General features: G+C 59.9%; 17 protein-coding genes and 1 tRNA gene. 16 read left to right on the forward strand and 2 right to left on the reverse strand.

Features of this window, described 5'->3' with window-relative positions:
* Positions 1–2 precede the first annotated feature (2 nt).
* From nirJ to ACR0L9_RS17665, 11 genes are all read left to right on the forward strand, one after another.
* Positions 3–1,217 (forward strand): heme d1 biosynthesis radical SAM protein NirJ, encoded by a 1,215-nt coding sequence (nirJ, locus tag ACR0L9_RS17615; RefSeq protein WP_480896294.1) that lies wholly within the window; start codon positions 3–5, stop codon positions 1,215–1,217.
* Positions 1,192–2,745 carry a cytochrome D1 domain-containing protein gene (locus tag ACR0L9_RS17620; protein WP_480896295.1) on the forward strand — a complete coding sequence of 518 codons (1,554 nt, stop codon included), beginning with the start codon at positions 1,192–1,194 and terminating at the stop codon, positions 2,743–2,745. Before nirJ ends, ACR0L9_RS17620 begins: the two co-directional genes overlap by 26 nt.
* Positions 2,702–2,965 (forward strand): hypothetical protein, encoded by a 264-nt coding sequence (locus ACR0L9_RS17625; protein WP_170398115.1) that lies wholly within the window; start codon positions 2,702–2,704, stop codon positions 2,963–2,965. The genes ACR0L9_RS17620 and ACR0L9_RS17625 overlap by 44 nt, the downstream gene beginning before the upstream one ends.
* Positions 2,966–3,067: 102 nt before the next feature.
* Positions 3,068–3,532: a DUF2946 family protein gene (locus ACR0L9_RS17630; RefSeq protein ID WP_170398112.1), complete on the forward strand. Its 465-nt coding sequence runs from the start codon at positions 3,068–3,070 to the stop codon at positions 3,530–3,532.
* Between the two features lie 17 nt (positions 3,533–3,549).
* Positions 3,550–5,700: a 4Fe-4S binding protein gene (locus ACR0L9_RS17635; protein ID WP_480896313.1), complete on the forward strand. Its 2,151-nt coding sequence runs from the start codon at positions 3,550–3,552 to the stop codon at positions 5,698–5,700.
* 15 nt (positions 5,701–5,715) lie between these two features.
* The gene (nosZ, locus tag ACR0L9_RS17640) at positions 5,716–7,623 is read left to right on the forward strand and encodes a TAT-dependent nitrous-oxide reductase (protein ID WP_170466506.1); all 1,908 of its coding nucleotides are present in this window, start codon (positions 5,716–5,718) and stop codon (positions 7,621–7,623) included.
* A 2-nt stretch (positions 7,624–7,625) separates the two neighbouring features.
* Positions 7,626–8,882, forward strand: a complete 1,257-nt coding sequence (locus tag ACR0L9_RS17645) for a nitrous oxide reductase family maturation protein NosD (RefSeq protein ID WP_480896296.1) — start codon at positions 7,626–7,628, stop codon at positions 8,880–8,882.
* A complete protein-coding gene (locus tag ACR0L9_RS17650; RefSeq protein WP_170566629.1) occupies positions 8,872–9,765 on the forward strand; it encodes an ABC transporter ATP-binding protein in 894 nt (297 codons plus the stop codon). Before ACR0L9_RS17645 ends, ACR0L9_RS17650 begins: the two co-directional genes overlap by 11 nt.
* The gene (locus ACR0L9_RS17655; RefSeq protein ID WP_170566627.1) at positions 9,762–10,583 is read left to right on the forward strand and encodes an ABC transporter permease; all 822 of its coding nucleotides are present in this window, start codon (positions 9,762–9,764) and stop codon (positions 10,581–10,583) included. Before ACR0L9_RS17650 ends, ACR0L9_RS17655 begins: the two co-directional genes overlap by 4 nt.
* A complete protein-coding gene (locus ACR0L9_RS17660; RefSeq protein WP_170648283.1) occupies positions 10,580–11,095 on the forward strand; it encodes a nitrous oxide reductase accessory protein NosL in 516 nt (171 codons plus the stop codon). Before ACR0L9_RS17655 ends, ACR0L9_RS17660 begins: the two co-directional genes overlap by 4 nt.
* A complete protein-coding gene (locus ACR0L9_RS17665) occupies positions 11,092–11,988 on the forward strand; it encodes an FAD:protein FMN transferase (RefSeq protein ID WP_480896297.1) in 897 nt (298 codons plus the stop codon). Before ACR0L9_RS17660 ends, ACR0L9_RS17665 begins: the two co-directional genes overlap by 4 nt.
* A 27-nt stretch (positions 11,989–12,015) precedes the next feature.
* Here ACR0L9_RS17665 and ACR0L9_RS17670 read toward each other — a convergent pair.
* Positions 12,016–12,091: transfer RNA gene (locus ACR0L9_RS17670), tRNA-Thr, on the reverse strand.
* A 160-nt stretch (positions 12,092–12,251) separates the two neighbouring features.
* Between ACR0L9_RS17670 and ACR0L9_RS17675 the strand changes: the two genes are divergently transcribed.
* The 4 genes from ACR0L9_RS17675 (at position 12,252) to ACR0L9_RS17690 (ending at position 17,160) form a co-directional block, all read left to right on the forward strand.
* A complete protein-coding gene (locus ACR0L9_RS17675) occupies positions 12,252–13,445 on the forward strand; it encodes a YcaO-like family protein (RefSeq protein WP_480896298.1) in 1,194 nt (397 codons plus the stop codon).
* The gene (locus ACR0L9_RS17680; protein ID WP_170625383.1) at positions 13,442–14,779 is read left to right on the forward strand and encodes a TfuA-like protein; all 1,338 of its coding nucleotides are present in this window, start codon (positions 13,442–13,444) and stop codon (positions 14,777–14,779) included. Before ACR0L9_RS17675 ends, ACR0L9_RS17680 begins: the two co-directional genes overlap by 4 nt.
* A 12-nt stretch (positions 14,780–14,791) precedes the next feature.
* Positions 14,792–16,102, forward strand: coding sequence for a gluzincin family metallopeptidase (locus ACR0L9_RS17685; RefSeq protein WP_170397993.1), 1,311 nt, complete (start codon positions 14,792–14,794; stop codon positions 16,100–16,102).
* A 137-nt stretch (positions 16,103–16,239) separates the two neighbouring features.
* On the forward strand, positions 16,240–17,160 hold the full coding sequence (locus ACR0L9_RS17690) for a pentapeptide repeat-containing protein (RefSeq protein ID WP_170397991.1): 921 nt from the start codon (positions 16,240–16,242) through the stop codon (positions 17,158–17,160).
* A 101-nt stretch (positions 17,161–17,261) separates the two neighbouring features.
* On the opposite strand, the gene ACR0L9_RS17695 is transcribed toward ACR0L9_RS17690, so the two are convergent.
* On the reverse strand, positions 17,262–18,026 hold the full coding sequence (locus ACR0L9_RS17695; RefSeq protein WP_170664116.1) for a nuclear transport factor 2 family protein: 765 nt from the start codon (positions 18,024–18,026) through the stop codon (positions 17,262–17,264).
* A 181-nt stretch (positions 18,027–18,207) separates the two neighbouring features.
* Here ACR0L9_RS17695 and ACR0L9_RS17700 point away from each other — a divergent pair, with 181 nt between their 5' ends.
* Complete coding sequence (locus ACR0L9_RS17700; RefSeq protein ID WP_170397987.1) at positions 18,208–18,585, forward strand: winged helix-turn-helix transcriptional regulator; 378 nt, start codon at positions 18,208–18,210, stop codon at positions 18,583–18,585.
* The last annotated feature ends 1 nt before the right edge of the window (position 18,586 follow it).

The following is an 18,586-nucleotide window of genomic DNA, read 5'->3' on the forward strand; positions in this document are numbered from 1 at the left end:
ACATGTTCCGCCTGACCGAATACATGCAGCAGCTCGTCAAACCGACACCGGTGCGCAGACGCCGTCCCGGCCCGGTGAAGCCGGTAGTAATCTGGAACCTGACGCGGCGCTGCAATCTGAAATGCCGCCACTGTTACACCGTTTCAGCAGATGTCGCGTTCCCCGGTGAGCTCAGTCACGAGCAAGCCATGGTAACCCTTGAGGATCTGGGCCAATTCCGCGTCCCGGCCCTGATCCTCTCGGGTGGGGAACCGCTGGACCGGTTCGATTTCTTCGACATCGCCAAACGCGCCCGCGATCTGGTGCCGATGCTGGCACTGTCGACCAACGGTACGCGGATTTACGACGAAACCGCCGACATGATCGCCGACGTGGGCTTCAACTATGTCGGCATTTCGCTGGACGGGATCGGGGCCACAAACGACTGGTTCCGGGGCGTCGAAGGGGCCTTTGCCGACGCCCTGCGCGGTGTTCGCGAATGTAAGAAACGCGGCATCAAAGTGGGTCTGCGTTTCTGCCTGACCGAGGGCACACAGCACCACCTGCCTGACCTGCTGCAACTGTGCGACGACGAGGGTGTCGACAAGTTCTACCTGTCTCACCTCGTCTATGCCGGGCGCGGTGACAAGAACCGAGGCGAGGATGCCGAGCATTTGCGCACCCGTAAGGGTTTGGATTTGTTGTTGGAACGTGCGTGGGAAGCCGTCTCGGGCGGTCGTTCGCTGGATATCGTGACTGGCAATAACGATGCCGATGCCGGGTATTTCCTGAACTGGGTCCGGGCGCATTTCGACGACGATAAGGCAGCGCATGTGCGAGAGCATCTGGCGGCGTGGGGTGGAAACTCCAGCGGGCTGGGCGTGGCCAATATCGACAATCTGGGCCGCGTGCATCCCGACACCTATTGGTCCGATTACACGGTCGGCAATGTGAAGACCAAACCGTTTTCCGAGCTGTGGACCAGCGATGACCCGATGCTGGCGATGCTGCGTACCCGTCCGCGTCCTTTGAAGGGGCGTTGCGGGGCCTGTCAGTTAAAGGATGTCTGCGGCGGCAACACCCGCATCCGTGCTCTGCAACTGACCGGCGACCCGTGGGCCGAGGACCCGGCCTGCTATCTATCAAACGAAGAAATCGGCGTGCAGGGCGCAGGCGAGCGTCTGCAGGTCACGCCGTTCCGAGGGAAAAGCCATGATCCGGCGCATCAATTCTTTTGACACCTTGAAAATCGGCACATTCTGCTCGCTGCTGCTGACCGGCGCAGCTTGGGCTGATGCACCTTCGGATTATGCTGAATTCTGTGCCTCATGTCATGGCGAAAACCGTCTGGGTGGGGTCGGTCCGGCGCTGATCCCCGAGACGTTGAAACGGATGCGTGGGCCACGCGTGGCGGCGGTGATTGCCGAAGGGCGTACGGCCACCCAGATGCCTGCGTTTTCGCACGAGTTGGACGCGTTGCAGATCGAGGAACTGGCGGGATGGTTGAAATCTCCGCTGGAGACCGATCCCGAATGGGGTGAGGCCGATATCATGGCCAGCCGGACTCTGGATGATGAGTACGTATCGGTTGACGCGCCTGTCTGGGACAGCGACCCGATGAACATCACGCTGGTGGTGGAAACAGGCGATCATCATGTCAGCGTGCTGGACGGCGATACGTTCGAGGTTCTGGATCGGTTCGAAACCCCGTTCGCCGTGCATGGTGGGCCGAAGTTCAGCCCCGATGGGCGCTATGTCTTCATCATGTCGCGCGATGGCTGGGTGCAGAAATATGATATCTGGGCGCTGAAACAGGTGGGCCGCGTGCGCGCGGGGTTAAATAGCCGCAACATCGCCATGTCGGGTGACGGCAAATGGGTGGCGGTAGCGAACTATTTACCGAACTCGCTGACCCTGCTGTCGACAGAGGACTTGTCGGTCGCGAAAGTCATTGAAGTCAAAAGCAAAAAGGGCGTTCCCAGCCGTGTTTCCGCCGTTTATCAGGCACCGCCGCGCGAAAGCTTTGTTCTGGCGCTGAAGGATGTCCCCGAGTTTTGGGAGGTGTTCTACGGGGCCAACCCGCCGCAATCCGGTATAGGCCACGATTTCCGCATCGAGGGGCAGTTCAAGAACCCCGACCCGTTCCCCGTGCGCAAGATCACCACGCCTGATTATCTGGACGATTTCTTTTTCGATCAAAGTTATGAATACGTTATGGGCGCCTCGCGTGATGGCAAGGGCGGGCAGGTGATTGATCTGGTGATCGGTCATAAGATCGCAGATCTGGACCTGCCGGGGATGCCTCACTTAGGTTCGGGGATCACCTGGCAGCAGGGCGACACCACCGTGATGGCTACGCCGCATCTGACCGATGGCACGGTCTCGGTGATCGACATGGGAACATGGAAAACCGTCAAGCGGATCAAAACCGAAGGGCCAGGATTTTTCATGCGCAGCCATGAGAACTCGCCTTACGTCTGGGCCGATGTGTTCTTTGGCCCGAACAAGGATGCCATGCACGTGATCGACAAGCAAAGCCTTGAAATCGTAAAGACTTTGCGCCCCGCGCCGGGCAAAACCGTGGCGCATGTAGAATTCACCAAGGATGGCAGTCACGCGCTGGTTTCGATCTGGGAAGATGACGGCGCGGTGATCGTCTATGACGCGCAAACGCTGGAAGAGGTCCGGCGCCTGCCGATGCGCAAACCGTCTGGGAAGTACAATGTCTGGAACAAAATCACCTTCTCGGAAGGCACCAGCCACTGAAGGCAAATGGCCGGTCTGGAAGCTGGCCATCCTGCTTTATCCGGCCACGGCTCTGACCGTGGCCATCAACCTGTTTCTGGCTGGGCTGATCCTGCACAGCGCGGGGTTTGGTGCGATTGAACCAGTACCTGCGATCTTATGGTCCATCCCCTTGGGCGTGCCCGCCTCATGGCTGGCAGGGCGCTGGGTGCGTGGCCTGATGGATGAGGCAGACGATTGATTTGAAAAGAAAATCAGAAATTTGCTTCACCTAACCTAAGTCAAGTCGCGACTCGGTAGAATCCAATACCCCAAAGGCATAGCTTTCCGAGTCGGAGACTCCATGCCTGCCCTGATCCCTCTGCACAATCTCCCTGTACGCGCAACTCGCGCGGCATGTGGGTTGGCAGGCATATTCCTTCTGTTGTTGCAGGCCTTTGGACCGGTGCTGGCGAGTCCCGGTGAAAGTGTCTGGATGGAGATCTGCTCGGAAGGCGGCGCGGTCTGGGTTGAAGTTGATCTTGAGGAGGACACCGAAGACCCGACCGCGTACTGCCCAAAATGCGCCGATTGCGCGCTGTGCGCTGTCACCAGTGCAGCGCCCGCACCCGAGCTGGTGCAGATACCGCAAATCGGAAACTTCCGTGTTGTACAGCTTCAGAACAGCAAATCTTCCATGTTGTACAAGTCGCATAAGCTGTGGCCCGAAACCCGGGGACCTCCGCGCCCGACCCAAGAAACTGCTGAACGCACCCTGCGCGCGTCCATGGCGTCCACCCTAAGTATCGGAGGTGCGCCGTGGTCGTAAGTCGCGCAATCCACATAATGCTGGCCCTTGCCCTGTCCTGCCTGATGGCGATCAGTGCCCATGCCGACAGCCTTGCCAGCTTCCTGCCCGAGATTGAACCCGCCGATCTGGCCCCCGGTGCTGATGCCATTGGGCCGGTCCGCGATGACGTTCCGGTTGCACCCGTTCTGAAGGCCGGCGAGACCGTTGCCTGGGCCTTCCTAACCTCTGACTTCGTTGGCACCACCGGCTATTCCGGCAAACCGATCCATGTGGTCGCCGCCATCGATGAACAAGCGGTGCTGACCGGTGTGCAACTGGTCAAACACTCGGAGCCCATCGTTCTGATTGGCATCCCCAACGCGCGCATGGTTGAGCTGACCGAAGGCTATGCCGGTCTGGACTTGAAGGTTGAGGCTGAAACCGGCGGTGAGGGGCATGACCTCGATATCATCTCGGGGGCCACCGTCACGATCATGGTGATTGATGACAGTCTTGTGCGCGGCGGCATCAAGGTGGCGCGGGCGCTGGGGTTGGGCGGTTTGTCTCCGCTGCAGGCCGATGGGCCGAAACGCGAAGTCGATCTGGCGCAGGATGCGGTATACGACTGGACCACCCTGTCCGGCGACGGCTCGGTCCGGCGACTGACGCTGGATATCGGGCAGGTCAACGCTGCGTTCGAAGCCACCGGAGATCAGCGCGCCATCAAACGCCCTGAACCCGGCGAACCAGATGACACCTATATTGATATGCATATGGCGTTGGTATCCGTGCCGTCGATCGGCAAGTCGCTGCTGGGTGAGGCCGAATATCAAAACATGGTCGACTGGCTGGACGAAGGCGAGCAGGCCATTCTGGTGCTGGGGCGTGGGGCCTACAGCTTCAAGGGCTCGGGCTATGTCCGGGGCGGGATTTTCGACCGGATTCAGTTGATCCAAGGCGACAATTCGGTGCGATTCTTCGACAAGCAGCAGCGCCGGTTGGGCAAGGTTGCGGCACCCGATGCCCCAAGCTTCACGGAATTGGACATCTTCAAGATCCCCGCTGAGGCCGAGTTTGATCCGGCCGAGCCCTTCCGCCTGCAACTGTTGGCGCAGCGGGCTGTGGGCGCGGTTGAGAAGACCTTTCTGACCTTCGATCTGGGCTACAAACTGCCCGAGCAGTATCTGCTGCCCGTTACGGCCCCTGTAGTCGTCGATGACGCCACCGGCGAGGCAGCAGCCAAGGCCGCGCTTTGGAAACGCATCTGGAAGGATCGCACGGTTGAGATCGGGGTGCTGGGCGTCATGCTTTTGGTGCTGACGGCGACATTCTTCTTCCAGTTCCACGCCACCATGAACGCCCGCGTCTTCTATTGGTTCCGCATCGGATACCTGACCATGACGCTGTTCTTCATCGGCTGGTACGCCAATGCGCAGCTGAGCGTGGTGAACCTGATGGCGCTGGCAGGCAGCTTGCGCACCGGCTTCTCCTGGGATGCCTTCTTGCTGGACCCGTTGGTCTTCATCCAATGGTTCGCTGTCGCTGCCGCGCTGCTGTTCTGGGGTCGGGGTGCTTATTGCGGCTGGCTGTGCCCGTTTGGCGCGCTGCAGGAACTGACCAACAAGATCGCGCGGGCGCTGAAAGTACCGCAATGGACCCTGCCCTGGGGTCTGAACGAACGGCTGTGGCCTGCGAAATACATGATCTTCCTCGTGCTGTTCGGGATCAGTTTTGTCTCGATCCCGCTGGCTGAAACCTATGCCGAGGTCGAGCCGTTCAAGACCGCGATCATTCTGAAGTTCATGCGCGACTGGCCCTTCGTGGTCTTTGCGCTGACCCTGCTGGGGATCGGGCTGTTCATCGAACGGTTCTATTGCCGCTATCTCTGCCCCTTGGGTGGTGCGCTGGCGATCCCTGCCCGTATCCGCATGTTCGACTGGCTGCGCCGCTACAAGGATTGCGGCACCCCCTGTCAGACCTGCGCCAACGAATGCCCCGTTCAGGCGATCCACCCAACCGGTGAGATCAATCCGAACGAGTGCGTCACCTGCCTGCATTGTCAGGTGCTCTACCAGTCCGAGGACAAATGTCCCGTCGTTATCCGCCAGTTGAAACGGCGGGCCAAGACAGGGTCGGTTCAACCGAAAACCCCCCTCGGACAACCACCGGCGAACCATCCGAACGCCAAACCGCAATCCGTTTCCTAAAAAGGAGGAACGATCATGTCGGAACACGATAAGAAACTGAACGTCACACGCCGCGGACTGCTGGGTGCATCTGCAACCGGCGCCGTGTTGGCCGGAACCGGTCTGGGCAGCACCCTGATGACCGCGAAAGAGGCCAGCGCCGCCGCCAATGCCGCGCTGGAGCCCGGCGAGTTGGACGAATATTACGGCTTCTGGTCCTCGGGTCAGACCGGCGAGGTGCGTATCCTCGGTGTGCCGTCGATGCGCGAGTTGATGCGCATTCCGGTATTCAACCGCTGCTCGGCCACCGGCTGGGGCCAAACCAACGAGTCGCTGAAGATCCTGACCGAAGGGCTGCTGCCAGAGACCAAGCAGTACCTGGCCGCCAATGGCAAAGTCACCTACGACAATGGCGACCTGCACCACCCGCACATGTCCTTCACCGATGGCACCTATGATGGCCGCTATCTGTTCATGAATGACAAGGCCAACACGCGCGTCGCGCGCATCCGCTGCGACGTGATGAAATGCGACAAGATCATCGAAATCCCGAACGCGCATGACATCCACGGTCTGCGTCCGCAGAAATACCCGCGCACCGGCTATATCTTCGCCAATGGCGAACACGAGGCACCGCTGGTCAATGATGGCGAAATCCTCGACGATCCGTCGCAATACGTGAACATCTTTACCGCCATCGACGGTGATACTATGGAGATCGCATGGCAGGTGATGGTGTCGGGCAACCTCGACAACACTGACTGCGACTATCAGGGCAAATACGCATTCTCGACCTCGTATAACTCGGAAATGGGTATGAACCTGGCCGAGATGACCGAGAATGAGCTGGACCACGTGGTCGTGTTCAACCTGAAAGGCATCGAAGACGCGATTGCTGCTGGCAACTATCAGGAGCTGAACGGCGTCAAGGTCGTGGACGGGCGCAAAGAGGCGGGCGGTAACCTGACCCGTTACATCCCGATCCCGAACTCGCCGCACGGAGTGAACGCAGCACCCGACAAGAAACACATCATGATCAACGGCAAGCTGTCCCCGACCGTATCCGTGATCGATGTGGAAAAGGTCGATGCGCTGTTTGCCGACAATGCCGATCCACGCTCGGCCATCGTGGCGGAACCGCAGCTGGGTCTTGGCCCGCTTCACACCGCGTTTGATGGCAAAGGCAACGCCTACACCACCCTGTTCCTGGACAGCCAGGTGGTGAAGTGGGACATCGCCAAGGCCATCGAAGCCTACGGTGGTGCGGATGTTGATCCGATCCTCGACAAAGTGGATGTGCATTATCAGCCGGGCCACAATTCGACCTCGATGGGCGAAACGGCTGAGGCTGATGGCAAGTGGCTGATTTCGATGAACAAGTTCTCGAAAGACCGCTTCCTGAACGTCGGGCCACTGAAGCCGGAAAACGAGCAGTTGATCGATATCTCGGGTGATAAGATGAAGGTGGTCCATGACGGCCCGACCTTCGCGGAACCGCATGACTCGATCCTCGTGCACCGGTCCAAGGTGAACCCGGTCAATGTCTGGGATCGCAACGATCCGATGTGGGAAGAAGCGCGCCAGCAGGCTGCCGCCGATGGTGTGGACCTTGAAGAGGGCGCCGAGGAGCCGATCCGCGATGGCAACAAGGTGCGGGTCTACATGACCTCGACCGCGCCGGTGTTCAGCCTTGAGAAGTTCACCGTCAAACAGGGTGACGAGGTAACGTTGTATGTCACCAACCTGGATGACGTGGATGACGTGACCCACGGGTTGTGTCTGTCGAACTTCGGCATCGCGATGGAGGTTGCGCCGCAGGCCACCGCCTCGGTCACCTTCATTGCCGACCGTCCGGGCGTGCACTGGTTCTATTGCCAGTGGTTCTGCCACGCGCTGCACATGGAGATGCGCGGCCGGATGTTCGTTGAGCCGCGGAGCGCGTAACCATGCGTTGGTCCCTGCTCATACCGCTCCTGCTCGGCTCGCCCCTTTGGGCGGCGGATTGGGATGTGCCCAACCGGGCAGGGGCCATCAACGAGATACTGGCGCAGGCGGCGGATGGGGACACCCTCCGCCTGAGCCCCGGCGTTTATGCCGAACGACTGGTACTGGACCGGCCCATCACAATTGATGGGCTGGGACAGGCCACCATCGACGGCCAAGGCCAAGGCAGCGTCATCACCGTGACCGGGCCGGGCGTGACTGTGCGCGGACTGACGGTGATCGGCTCAGGCTCGGACCATGACGGGATCGATAGCGGTATCCAGCTGACCAAAACGGCCCATGCGCCGGTGGTTGAGGATAACGTGCTGCTGGGCAATCTCTATGGCGTCGATATTCACGGTGCCAAGGACAGCATCGTGCGCCGCAACCGGATCGAAGGGCGGCAAGACCAGCGCATGAACGAGCGTGGCAATGGCGTCTATGTCTGGAACGCGCCGGGTGCGGTGGTTGAGGACAACGATATTCGCTATGGCCGCGACGGAATCTTTGTAAACTCGTCGAAGAAGAACACCTTCACCGGTAACCTGTTCCGTGATCTGCGTTTTGCCGTTCATTACATGTATGCGGACAATTCGGTGGTCAGCGACAACGTCTCGATCGGCAATGATCTGGGCTACGCGGTGATGTTCACGACCAATGTGACCGTGGCCAATAACGTCTCGATCGGCGACCGCGAACATGGCGTCATGCTGAACTACGCCAACAAAAGCACCATCACCGGAAACGTTGTGAAAGGTGCGAAAGAGAAATGCACCTTCCTCTATAACTCGAACAAGAACGAGTTCACCGATAACTGGTTTGAGGGATGCGGCATCGGCATCCACTTTACCGCTGGCAGCGAGCGCAACCGCATCGTTGGCAATTCATTCATCGGGAACCGGACGCAGGTGAAATACGTCTCGACCAAATGGGTCGAGTGGTCCGAGGACGGGCGCGGCAACTACTGGTCCGATTTCGCCGCTTATGATGTGGATGGCAACGGCATTGCCGATGCCCCCTATCGCCCCAATGACAGTATGGACCATGTTCTGTGGACCCAACCCGCAGCCAAATTGTTGCTCGGCTCCCCTGCCGTGCAACTGGTGCGCTGGTCGCAATCGGCCTTCCCGGCGCTGTTGCCGGGGGGTGTGATGGACAGCAACCCATTGATGCAAGCCCCTGAACCCCCAGCTATGAAAAAGGTGCCTCATGACGGATAAGGCCCTGTCAATCGACCATGTTCTCAAGGACCGTGGAAAAACCCGCGTTCTTGACGATATCACCCTGTCTCTTGCCCCTGGTCAGCGCGTTGCGCTGCTGGGCCATAACGGTGCGGGCAAGTCGACGCTGATCAAATCCATCCTCGGCCTGACGCCGATCCATGGCGGAGCCATTCGGATCGGAGACGCCACCCCCGGCAGCGCGCAGGCGCGTCGCGAGACGGCCTATCTGCCCGAAGCGGTGTCGTTTCATCCCGCTTTGACAGGGCGCGAGCAGTTGACCCTGTTTGCGCAGCTTTCAGGTGCAAAGGCCGACGTGCTTGGCCTGTTGGAGCGCGTTGGTCTCAGCGACGCATTGGACCGCCGGATCGGTACCTATTCCAAAGGCATGCGGCAACGTCTGGGTCTGGCGCAGGTGCTGTTGGGTCAACCGAAAGTGGCTTTGCTGGATGAGCCGACAAGCGGGCTGGACCCGATTTCTCGGCAGGACCTGTACGCCATCATCGACGAACTGGCTGCCCAAGGCACAGCCGTTCTAATCGCCAGCCATGCGCTGACCGAGGTCGAGGCCCGCACCGACCGCATCGCCATCATGCGCAAGGGTCGGATGGTCGCCGACGACACGCTGAACAACCTGTCGGCGCTGGCCGGTCTGCCGATCCGCCTGAAGGTGCGCGCCAGCGCCAATGCCGATGCGCTGGCCGCAGAACTGGGTGGCAACCGGATCAACGGCGCATCGGTGGAACTGCTCTGCACCCCCGCTGACAAGATGGAGGCCCTGCGCCGGATCGCCGGGCTGGGCGACGCGGTGGCGGATGTCGAGATGACCCCGCCCAAGCTGGAAGACCTCTATCGCCACTACGCACAGGAGGATTTGCAATGACCCGCTTCCTCGCCATCACCCGCACCGAAATGCTGATCCTGCGCCGCAATCGCTGGCTGCTGGTCGCCACATTGATCATGGTGCTGTTCGCTTTGGCGCTGACCTTTGCGGGCAGCGCACCAACCGGCACGTTGGGAGTCGACATGCTGACCGTCTCGGTCGCGTCGATGACCACGCTTTCGGTCTATCTTGCACCGCTCTTGGCGCTGATGATCGCCTTTGACGCCATCGCGGGCGACGTGGATCGCGGCAGCCTGTCACTGCTGCTGTCTTACCCGGCCGGGCGCGGAGAAATCCTGTTGGGCAAGTTCACCGCCCATCTGGCCGCGCTGGCCTTTGCCATGACCATCGGTTTCGGCACCGCTGGCGCAGTGGCCGCCTTCTTTGGCGGCGCGGGTCCGGAAAGCCTGATGGCTCTGGCCCGCCTGATCCTCACATCTATCCTGCTGGGCGCCGTGTTTCTGGCGCTGGGATACCTGCTGTCCGCTTTGGCAAAGGGGGCCACGGCGGCGGCAGGTTTGTCGGCCGGGCTCTGGCTGGTTTTTGTCGTCCTCTATGATTTGGGCCTGTTGGGGGCCGTCGTCATGGACAAGGGCGGCACCTTCACCCAATCCGTCTTTCCATGGGTGATGGTGGCCAACCCGGCCGACGCATTCCGTTTGTGGAACATCGCCGCAACCGAGGGCGTTGCCATGGCCTCGGGCATGACCGGGGCGGCGCAGGCCCTGCCGGTCTGGGCCGCGCCCGCCTCGCTGCTGATCTGGCCGGTGCTGGGCTTTGCCCTTGCGCGTCTCGCATTTCGGAGAGTTGAGCCATGAGATACCTTGCCCTGATCGCTCTGGTCGCGTTGACGGCCTGCAAAGAAGAGGTGGCCGAGGCCCCCGACCCGGTTGATCTCACCCCGGATGCGCTGAGTTATTTCTGCCAGATGAACATCGCGGAACACGGCGGGCCCAAAGGGCAGATCCATCTGGAAGGCTATCCCGCGCCTTTGTTCTTTGCGCAGGTGCGCGACATGCTGGCCTATCTGAAAAGCCCCGAACGTGACGCCAAGATCACCGCTGCCTATGTCAGTGACATGAGCGTCGCGCCCAGCTGGCGGCAACCGGGGATTTCCAACTGGATCGCAGCCGATGGTGCGACCTTTGTCGTCGGCGCCGATGTGGCCGGTGGCATGGGTGCGCGAGAAGTCGTGCCCTTTGGCGACCCCGCTGCGGCAGAGGCGTTCATTGCCGAATATGGCGGCGCCGCCCTGCCACTGTCTGATATTCCCGATGCCGAAGTGCTGGGCCCCGTCGATTTGAACCTCGCGCTGGAGACGCCCGCATGACCATTCTGACCCGCCGCCGTTTCCTGGCCATCTCAGCCGCCTGCGCCGCCGTACCCGCTGCTGCTGGCAACGTCGCCCAATGGCGCGGTATCGCGCTGGGCGCACCCGCCAGCCTGAGGCTGGAAGGCTCGACGGACGCACAGGCCGCGCCGATCTTTGCTGCGGTCGAAGCAGAGCTGAATCGGCTGGAGGATGTATTCAGTCTCTACCGGACGCACTCGCAGATCAGTCAGCTTAACCGGATCGGCCACGTGGTCACCCCGGCGCCTGAGCTGCTGGAGGTGCTGAGCCTGTGTACCACGCTTCACGACGCTTCGGGCGGGGTGTTTGATCCGACGATCCAGCCCCTGTGGCTAGCACTCGCCAGTGGCGCGGCGGGGTCGCAAGTGGAACGTGCACGCCAGACGATTGGTTGGGACAAGGTTCACGTAAGCGCCGGTGAGATCCGCCTGCCGCATCCCGGACTCTCGGCGATTACCCTGAACGGGATTGCTCAAGGTGCGATCACTGACCGGATTGCCGCTTTGATGCGATCCTTCGATCTGCGCGATGTGCTGGTGGATATGGGCGAGGTCGCCGCCCTTGGCCAGCGGAGCAATGGCGAGCCGTGGCGCGTCGGGCTGGCCAAGCCCGACGGTGCTGTCGCCAAGCGGATCACACTGCAGGACCGCGCCGTCGCAACCTCGGCCCCCGAAGGCACCATGCTGCAGGGCGATCAGGGGCATATCCTGAACCCGAAAGGGTTGGGTGCGCCCTATCAGGCTGTATCAATCTCAGCCCCGCAGGCAGCATTGGCAGACGGGCTCTCAACCGCCCTGTGCCTGACCCCACGTGCCAAAGCAAACGCGCTGATATCGCGTTTTCCGGGCGCGCGTATCGAGATGAGTATCTGAACTCGGGTAAAGCTTGTCGTAAGGGGATGGTGCCTCAAGAGGGACTCGAACCCCCGACCTTGTCCTTACGAAGGACCTGCTCTACCAGCTGAGCTATTGAGGCGATGCGGAAGCTCGTTTAACGGCAGCGCGCGGGTCATGCAAGCGTGGATTGCCGGGCCGGTGCGCGGTTGACCACTACGCATTCATCCCGCATCCTGACGCCAACATGATCCGCCCGGCGGGTTACGGTGGTTTATCAGATATTTGGCAAGGTCATTTGGATGTCCGGGAATTCGCAGAAGTCTTATGTGCTAGACACCCACCGGCTGCGCGACCCGGAAGAGACCCTGGCCATCGTCAAACCATTCTTCAAGCAGATGGGCATAACCCGGATCGCCAACCTGACGGGACTGGACCGGGTTGGATTGCCGACAGTGATGGTGACGCGGCCAAACTCGCGCTCGGTCGCGGTGTCGCTGGGCAAGGGGCTGTCGCTGAGCGCAGCCCGGGCTTCGGGCGTGATGGAAGCGATTGAATCCTGGCACGCAGAGCGGATCGAACTGCCGCTACGGCTGTCCAGCTTTGCTGATCTGGCGGTGGAGTATGTGGTCGATGCCGACCGTCTGCCCAGCGTCACCGGCGGGCAGTTCGACCCTCATCAGGCGATACTGTGGGTGCTGGGGCGCGATCTGCCCTCAGGCCAGCCCTGCTGGGTGCCGTATGAGATGGTGGACACCGATTATACCACCTCGCCCGTGGCTGGGCAGCGGGCGTTTCCGCGAACGACAAACGGGCTGGCGTCCGGCAACAACCTGACCGAAGCCAGTTGCCACGCGATCTGCGAGTTGATCGAGCGTGACGCCACAACGCTGTGGCACCACCGGGGCGCAACCCCGCGTGTTGATCCCCGTACAGTGGACGACCCGCGTTGCCTTGAGGCGATGGAACAGATTACTGCGGCGGGGCTGGATTTGGGAATCTGGGAAACGACCTCGGACATCGGCATCGCCAGCTTTCGCTGCGCGATCTGTGAGGGCGGAAGCACGACGGGCCATATCGGCATCGGCGACGGCTGCCACCCGGATCGCGCCATTGCCCTGCTGCGGGCGCTGACCGAGGCGGCGCAAACACGGTTGACCTATATCTCGGGCGCGCGGGATGATCTGGACCCGGAAGAGTTCTCGGACACTGCCCGGAACTGGCGCAGCGGATACATCCGCGAACTGATCGATGGCTCGGCGCCTATCGGTGATTTCACCGAATGCCCAACCTACGTGACCGGATCTTTCACGGATGACCTGTCTTTGTTGCTGGCGCGCCTGTCCGAGGCAGGCATTGATCAGGTGGTCACTGTTGATCTGTCGCGACCCGAAATTGACATCGCAGTGGTGCGCGCGGTGATACCGGGCTTGGAAGCGCCCCATGACGATCCCGACTTTGTCGCAGGCCCCCGTGCGCGAGCGGTGATGTCATGAGTGTGGTTGTATTTGTCGGGCCGACGCTACGGGCCGAAGCCGTGCGCGAACATCTGAACGCCACTATTCTACCCCCGGTTCAGCAGGGCGATGTGTATCGGGCAGTGCGGGAAAAGCCGCGTGCGATCGGGATTATAGACGGGTATTTCGACGGGGTGCCCTCGGTCTGGCACAAGGAAATCCTGTGGGCCTTGGAGCAAGGTATACCGGTCTTTGGCAGTGCCAGCATGGGTGCGCTGCGCGCGGCAGAGCTGGCGGATTTCGGGATGATCGGGATCGGCCAGATTTTTGAGGGTTACCTGAATGGTGCCATCGAAGATGATGACGAGGTGGCGGTGCTGCACGGCCCTGCCGAGCTTGGCTTTCCACCGCTGAGCGAGCCTATGGTCTCGATCCGCGCCACCATTGCGCAAGCCAAGACAGCGGGTGTGTTGTCGTCTGAGACGGGCGACGCGTTGCAGCAAAAGGCGAAAGACCTGCACTACCGTGACCGGGTTTGGGATCGCATCCTTGAGGGCGCTTCGGACCCGCAACCCTTTCAACGATGGTTGCCCGAGGGGCAGGTGGATGCGAAAGGGGATGACGCCCGCGCGATGCTGGCTGAGATGGCCCGCTTTCTGAATGCTGGAACGAATGTGTCAGACTCACATCGCACCGAACGGACGCTGGTCTGGCGTGACCTCTGCGCTCGTGTGGATGGGGAAGCCGCACAACAGGATAGCGAGGCGCGGGCGCTAGTGGATGAGCTGCGGCTTGATCCGGTTCTCTACGCGCATCTGCGTGATCGCGCAGCGTTAGGCTTGCTGTCTAAGGACGAGACCCGCCGACAGGGGTTGGACCCGGATAAAGACGCCGTGGTCAAGCAGATGACCGAACATCGGCTGGAGGCCCGGCTACCCCGCCATGCGGATTTGCTTGAATGGCTGGAAGAAAATGACCTGACCCTTGTGCAGTACGAGGCGATGCTGGCCGACAAATCCCGTGTCGATATCGCAATCCAAACGCTGGCCGAGACAATGGATGCCGCTTTGCTAGCCGAGCTTCGACGCTCGGGCGACTACAGCGCGTTGCGCGACCGGGCCCAGCGCAAAGCGGCGCTGCCGCTGGACCCGAGCAACGCCGCAATTCGAACGCGTGCCTTGGTCTGGTATTTTGAAACACGTCTTGACCAGAGGGTGCCGGATGATCTTGACTCCTACGCGATCGGGCTTGGCCTTGAGGGGCGCGATGCCTTGGTCGATCTGATTGAAGCCGAGTTCCTGTTTTGCCACACCAGCGGCGATCAGATTGATCAAGAGCCAGGCTTGGCAACAGGTCTGCGCGCAGGCGGATAACGGGAGGGAAAAATGGCAATCTGGCCCGACTATTCAGAGAATGACCCCCCCGGCACGCGGTTCTTACTATATCCGCAATCGCCCTTTTTAGAGCCGAATTCCAAGCCCGAACTGGTCGAAATATCGGCCCCGCAAGGGACCATAGGCCCAGGCCCATCGGGCCCCCGCATGTATGCGATGTACCCGGTCGACAAAACGACCCCCTATGGCGCGATGATCGAGGGTGAAGACGGCCCCGAGATGTATCTGCCCGCATGGGACGGCTATATCCTGCCGCCGCCCGAGCCCGATGAGTTTGGCAATTTCATCCATATCGATCCCGAGGACCCGGCCTTTGAAGCCGCCCATCTGTTCGGAGCGGCCCATTTCACCATGGATGTTTGGGAGGGCTATTTTAATCGCCCGATCCCCTGGCATTTCGCGCGTGATTTCGAGCGGCTTGAGCTATCGTTGCTGCCAAGTCTAGATAACGCGCATATCGGCTGGGGATTTCTGGAAACAGGTGGCACCCGCGATATCGGTGACGAATACCGCCCCTATAGCCTGAACTTCGATGTGGTCGCGCATGAGATCGGCCATGCCATCATCTACAGCGTGGTCGGCATGCCGTCCGAAGAGGATGCGACCGGCGAGTATTACGGGTTCCATGAATCGGCGGCCGATATGGTGGCGCTGTTGGCGTCGCTGCATTTCGGCTCGGTCGTGGATGAATTGCTGAAAAACACGCGCGGCAACCTTTATACCTATAACCGGCTGAGCCGCTTTGCCGAGCTGTCGCAGAACTCGCAAATTCGGATCGCCGCCAATGACCGGACGCTTTCTGAATTCTCGCATGGATGGTCCAGCGAACACGCCCTTTCGGAACCACTGACCGGGGCGATGTTCGATATTCTGGTCGATATCTACCACGAACGACTGGTAGCACATGACGTGATCGACCCGGAGATGGAGGAGCTCTCGGACGAGTTGGAAGGAACCGACGAATACAATGCGATCATGCAGGACCTGTTCGACGAACATTACGCAGCCGACCCCGAAGGCTTTCGGGTCGCCCTGATCGAAGCGCGGGACCTGCTGGGGTCCTACCTTGCAGATGCGTGGGAGAAACTGGACCCCGATATGCTGAGCTACTTCGGCGTTGAACGCGCCTTGGTCATGGTCGATCACGAGGTCACCGGCGGCGCATTCCGGCAGATTATCGAAGGCAATTTCCGCATGCGCCACATCGGATTGACAGCGCCCGGCCCCCGTTTGACCAAGCCCGACGGCACGAGCCATGCCGCGTCGGTTCGTACGCTGTCACCCGAGGTGAATGAACCTTAAAGTCTTTGTTTTTCCCCCGCTATTGTGGCAGGTTACGCGCACGGGGTGATAATAGTGACATTCAACGCGCACTGAATGCGCAAACCGGGACAGGCGAGGCAATCGGCAGCGTCGACCCCCGATAGGGAGAAAGTGATATGTCTGAGTCCTTACTCAGTTTTTCCGAGGTATTACTGTTTGGGCGAGAGTTAAGTGATTTAAAACTGAAACAACGCTCGGTCCGGTTGGCCGAAGAGGTTGAGGAAGACTACGACTTCAGTAAGAAATTCACCAAAATCGACGGCGTACATGTCCGGGAAGACGATCGTGTTCTGGTCCAGGTCGGGGATGCGGCAAACGAAAAGTCCGGCATCTACAAGGTCATCAAGGACGGCGATAAGTTCAAGTTCGACAAGCGGAAGAAGGTTCCGCACGACTCGTTTGTCTACATCCGTCGCGGACGTCAGTTCAAACATACCCACTGGCAGCAGATCGCGAACCGTCACTCGGAGCAGCTGTTCATCGAACAGGATGGCCGCCGGAGGGGTCGCGGCGTCAATAATTTCATCGGGGACCAGTTCGGAGGCGATGCACGACTGGCCCGGATTTACGGCTTCGCCTATGACGGCACCTATTACGAGATGCCGGAACCCACGATCTTTCTGGTGCATGGCGAAGGCGAGAGCGCGACGGGTGGCAACCTGCCCCATGGCTTCAAGCTGCAGACCAGCAATGACGCTAACGCGCCGGACACCACGCAACAGGCCGCACGCGCGCCGATGAACCCCTCGGTTTCGGGCGTCGCGGCAGCGGATTACCAGATGGCCAATGATATTCGCGTCTGGAACTACGATCAGGCCGATTACACCATCCGCATGGATATCGCAGCCGGTCAGATCGAAGACGTGCTGCTGGACGTCTATTTTGAGTATGACGCACCGATGATGTCCGGAGCCAAGGTCTCGGGCGCCAAGGTGAGCGGGGCCAAGGTCTCGGGCGCCAAGGTCAGCGGGGCCAAGGTGTCCGGTGCTAAGGTGTCAGGTGCCAAAGTCAGCGGCGCAAAGGCACGTGGTGAATAGGAAGGTTGAAATGATCCTGACCGATTGACGTTTGGTTTTATTCCAACGTCTGCTTTGGGTTGGCGGGCCATTTATGCCTGACCCGCCATCCCTTTCGAAGATCAGAACTTGCCGTTTTCGTGCGCCATTTCGGCTGGCGTAGGCGAAACGACGTCCCAATGTTCAACGATCTTTCCATCTTCGACGCGCCATAGGTCGAAGAAGGCCCAAGGGTTCCCGCTGACGGTGGCATCTGAGGCGACAAAGACAAAGTTGCCTTCGGCCACCACAATCTGCGGCTCGAATTTGGTGATCACATTCCCCTGCTCTGCCCAGGCTTTGGTGCCCTCGATCAGGCCATCGATCCCATCGGCAAGCATTGGATTGTGCTGCATATAGACCTCGGAATACATCGGAGCTTTCTCGGGCGCGGCACCGCCCAGAACGTCACGCACAAACCCCAGAACCAGCGCCTTGTTTTCTTCTGTTTTCTCAAGATCGGTGATCTCGGTCGGCCCATCTGTCATGCCACGGCCCGACACTGTTGTTTCAGGAACGGGCTGCAAATTGTCCCAATGTTCAGCAACTTTGCCATTCTCGACGCGGAATATGTCAAAGGCGGCGAGGGTCGGTGCACCAAAAGCGTCCGCGTTGTCGAACGTGCTGTGCAATACAACCATATCGCCCTCGGTGATGACCCGGTGGGTAGTTGCAGTCATCCCGGATTGTTCGACCAAAGGGATCAGGCCGGCCAGGCCTTCGGCTCCGGTCGGGACTTGCGGGTTGTGCTGAATATAGTCCGGGGTAACGAGCTGTAGCGCTGCCTCCGGATCATGTTCAGCAAAGGCAGCCGTAAAAAGTGCGATTACAAGTTCTTTGGGGGACATGTTGATTTCCTGTGATTCGTATCTACTGGATACGTGGTAGCAAATCCATACTACATTTCAATTACGTACTTTAAAATGACCTGGTATGCTTGAGGCTACTGCCTGAATTTTCAGGGAGTTGTACCGAGGCCAACGTGACGCTATTGTGCGATTAAGTTTCGAAACAATACCAGAGACTGAGATGCTACCAATTGGTGTTGCCAACAAGGCAGAAGCTTCCAACTGCTCAATCCGTTCCGTACTGTCCAATGTGACGGGCAAATGGCGGATGATCATCATCCTTGCGCTGGAGGATGAGCCGAAACGCTTTGGCGATCTCAAGCGCTGTATCGGAGACATCACACAAAGTGTGTTGACCGAAAACCTGCGCGGATTGCAACGTGATGGCTATTTGACCCGCACCGTCGATCCCGGACCGCCAGTGGCAGTGTCTTATGAATTGACACCTTTAGGCCGAAGCCTGCTTGAAATGCTGAAACCGCTCGTCTTCTGGTCGCATGAGCAGATGGATGAAGTCAGACGACTACGCATGCAGTTCGACCGCGAACAGGCGAGTTGAT

It is taken from the genome of Ruegeria sp. I3 (assembly GCF_056532525.1).